The following is a 2,099-nucleotide window of genomic DNA, read 5'->3' as shown; positions in this document are numbered from 1 at the left end:
GCGGGGTCGAGTATCGCCGCCAGCGCTGCCAGGCCGTGCCCGAGCCAGCCTCCGACGATCTCGTAACAGCGCCGGGCGGCGGGGTCACCCTCGCGGGCGGCCTGCGTGACGCCCAGCCCGCTGATCCCCTCCACGCTACCCCCGCCCAGCTCGAGCAGGCGGACCGCCTCGCCAGGCGAGTTCTTCGCCAGCTCGCGGGCCTCGATGGCCAGCGCGTTCCCGCTCGCGTACTGCTCCCAGCAGCCGCGCTTGCCGCAGCCGCACGGTCGCCCGTCGGGCACCACCCGGTAGTGCCCGGGCTCTCCCGCGATGCCCCACTGACCACGGTAGAGCTGGCCGTTGATGACGATCCCGGCCCCGATGCCGGTGCCGACCGCGACGAGGACGACGTGCTCGTACCCGCGCCCGGCGCCGAGGATGGCCTCCGCCCAGGCCGCCGCGTTCGCGTCGTTCTCGACCACAACGGGAAGCCCGACGCGATCCTCGATCACCTTCTTCAGCGGCTCGTCGCGCCAGGCCAGGTTCGGCGCGAACAGGATGCTGGCGCGGATCGCGTCGACGAAGCCGGCGGCGCCGATCCCCACCGCGTCCGCCTTGTGACGGCCGAGCATCTCGGTTACGGCGTCCCCTACCACCTGCGCCGTCTGCTCGGGGCTGGTCGATGGCGTGGAGCGCTTCAGCTTCTCGATGATGTGCCCCTGCTCGTCGACGGCACCGACGGCCACCTTGGTGCCCCCGACGTCAACCCCGATCGTCAGGCCCATGGTCCGGCCCTTCGGAGGGCGCATCCGATGTATGTGCCTCCCGTGGATCCGTCCGCGGACGCATCGACAGAACCGATTCGAACGCCGAGAAGGCTTCCTGCACGGCCGAGGCCACGACATCCCCGGCGCCGGCCAGCTGCCCGCCCAGGCCAGGGCCGGATTCCCGCATCCGGCGCGCCGCCCGGCAGACCGGGCACCAGGCGCACTCGGGCGCCTCGCGCGACTCGTCCGGCGGCGGCTCCGTCGTGGCGGTGCCCCAGACGTCGCCCGCCTCGGCGGTATTGCCGCCGAAGGTCCTGCGGAACTGGCCGGTCAGCTCACGGCGCATGCTGCGCGTGCCCGACCGGATGAGCCAGCGCTGGATCCCGGCGGCCAGGTCGGCAGCGAGGTCGGCGCCCGGCGGACGGGACGGCCCGCCCGGACGCGATCCGGGATCATCGCGGCGCGCGCCGTTCGCCGCGGCGCCTTGCTCCTGATTTGTGCTGTCGGGCGGCGCGGTCATCTCGTGCTCCCGATGGACTCGGCCCGCGACTTGAGGCCCTTCAGCGCGGTCTCTATGATCATTTTCTCGGCCCTGCGCTTGACAATCCCGATCATCGGAATGCGGATGCCGACGGCAAGCTCGTAGGTCACCTCGGTGCTGTCGCCGCGGTCGGCGAGCGTGTACCCGCCGCTCATCTCCGATATCACCGAGCCGGCCTGGGTGAGGTTCCAGCGGACCTGCGCGTCGCCGTCCCAGTCGTACCCGAGCACGTAGCTGTCCTTGATCATTCCGGCGTCGAGCTGGATCCGGACCGCGCTCGCACGGCCGCCGGGGTCCTGCGACAAAACCTCCGCGGAACGGACCGCGGTCGCCCACTCCGGATACGCCGCGAAATCTGCGATCACCGTCATGACATCCTTTCGCGGCGCCCCGATCACGATGCTCGACGTGGTCTTATCCGCCATCCTCGGAGCGTACCTCCAGTGCCGCGTTTCCCAGGCCCCCGATCATGGTCATGGGAGTTTTACCACTCGAGGGCGTAGGGCGTCCCGGTAGCGCGGAAATGCCCCACGTTGATGCATTCGGTCTGGCCGATCCGGAGCCGGGTGGCGAGCGGCTGGTGTACGTGCCCGAACAACATGTACCGCGGCTGCGTCGTCTTAACCGCGTCCAGCAGGGCCTGGCTGCCGCGCTCCATCCTGCGCGCCACCGTGTCGAACAGCAGCTCCGGCACGTCGGGCGGGATGTGCGCGCACAGCACATCCACCTCGCCGACCGCCTCCACCTTGGCCGCGAAGATCTCGTCGGCCAGTTCGTTCGGCGTCCGGTACACCGTGCGCAGCCCGCCGCCG

General features: G+C 70.9%; 4 protein-coding genes. All 4 read right to left on the bottom strand.

What is annotated here, in order from left to right:
- Positions 1 to 788: ROK family protein (locus tag VGZ23_13900; GenBank protein ID HEV2358681.1), on the bottom strand; the 788-nt coding region annotated here is incomplete at its 3' end.
- Positions 742 to 1,266 carry a hypothetical protein gene (locus VGZ23_13895; GenBank protein ID HEV2358680.1) on the bottom strand — a complete coding sequence of 175 codons (525 nt, stop codon included), beginning with the start codon at positions 1,264 to 1,266 and terminating at the stop codon, positions 742 to 744. The genes VGZ23_13895 and VGZ23_13900, both read right to left, overlap by 47 nt.
- Positions 1,263 to 1,712: an SRPBCC family protein gene (locus tag VGZ23_13890; GenBank protein HEV2358679.1), complete on the bottom strand. Its 450-nt coding sequence runs from the start codon at positions 1,710 to 1,712 to the stop codon at positions 1,263 to 1,265. Before VGZ23_13890 ends, VGZ23_13895 begins: the two co-directional genes overlap by 4 nt.
- A 59-nt stretch (positions 1,713 to 1,771) precedes the next feature.
- Positions 1,772 to 2,099 (bottom strand): metallophosphoesterase (locus VGZ23_13885; protein HEV2358678.1); only part of this gene is annotated, 328 nt, incomplete at its 5' end.

Source organism: bacterium, from assembly GCA_035945995.1.
GTDB lineage: Bacteria > Sysuimicrobiota > Sysuimicrobiia > Sysuimicrobiales > Segetimicrobiaceae > DASSJF01.
The sequence above is the reverse complement of the archived record's forward strand: the minus strand, read 5'-3'. Positions and strand labels throughout refer to the sequence as shown.

Bases quoted from the DNA above. Each gene is read 5' to 3' on its own strand.
- VGZ23_13895 (HEV2358680.1), bottom strand. From the start codon at position 1,266: ATGACCGCGCCGCCCGACAGCACAAATCAGGAGCAAGGCGCCGCGGCG.
- VGZ23_13890 (HEV2358679.1), bottom strand. From the start codon at position 1,712: ATGGCGGATAAGACCACGTCGAGCATCGTGATCGGGGCGCCGCGAAAG.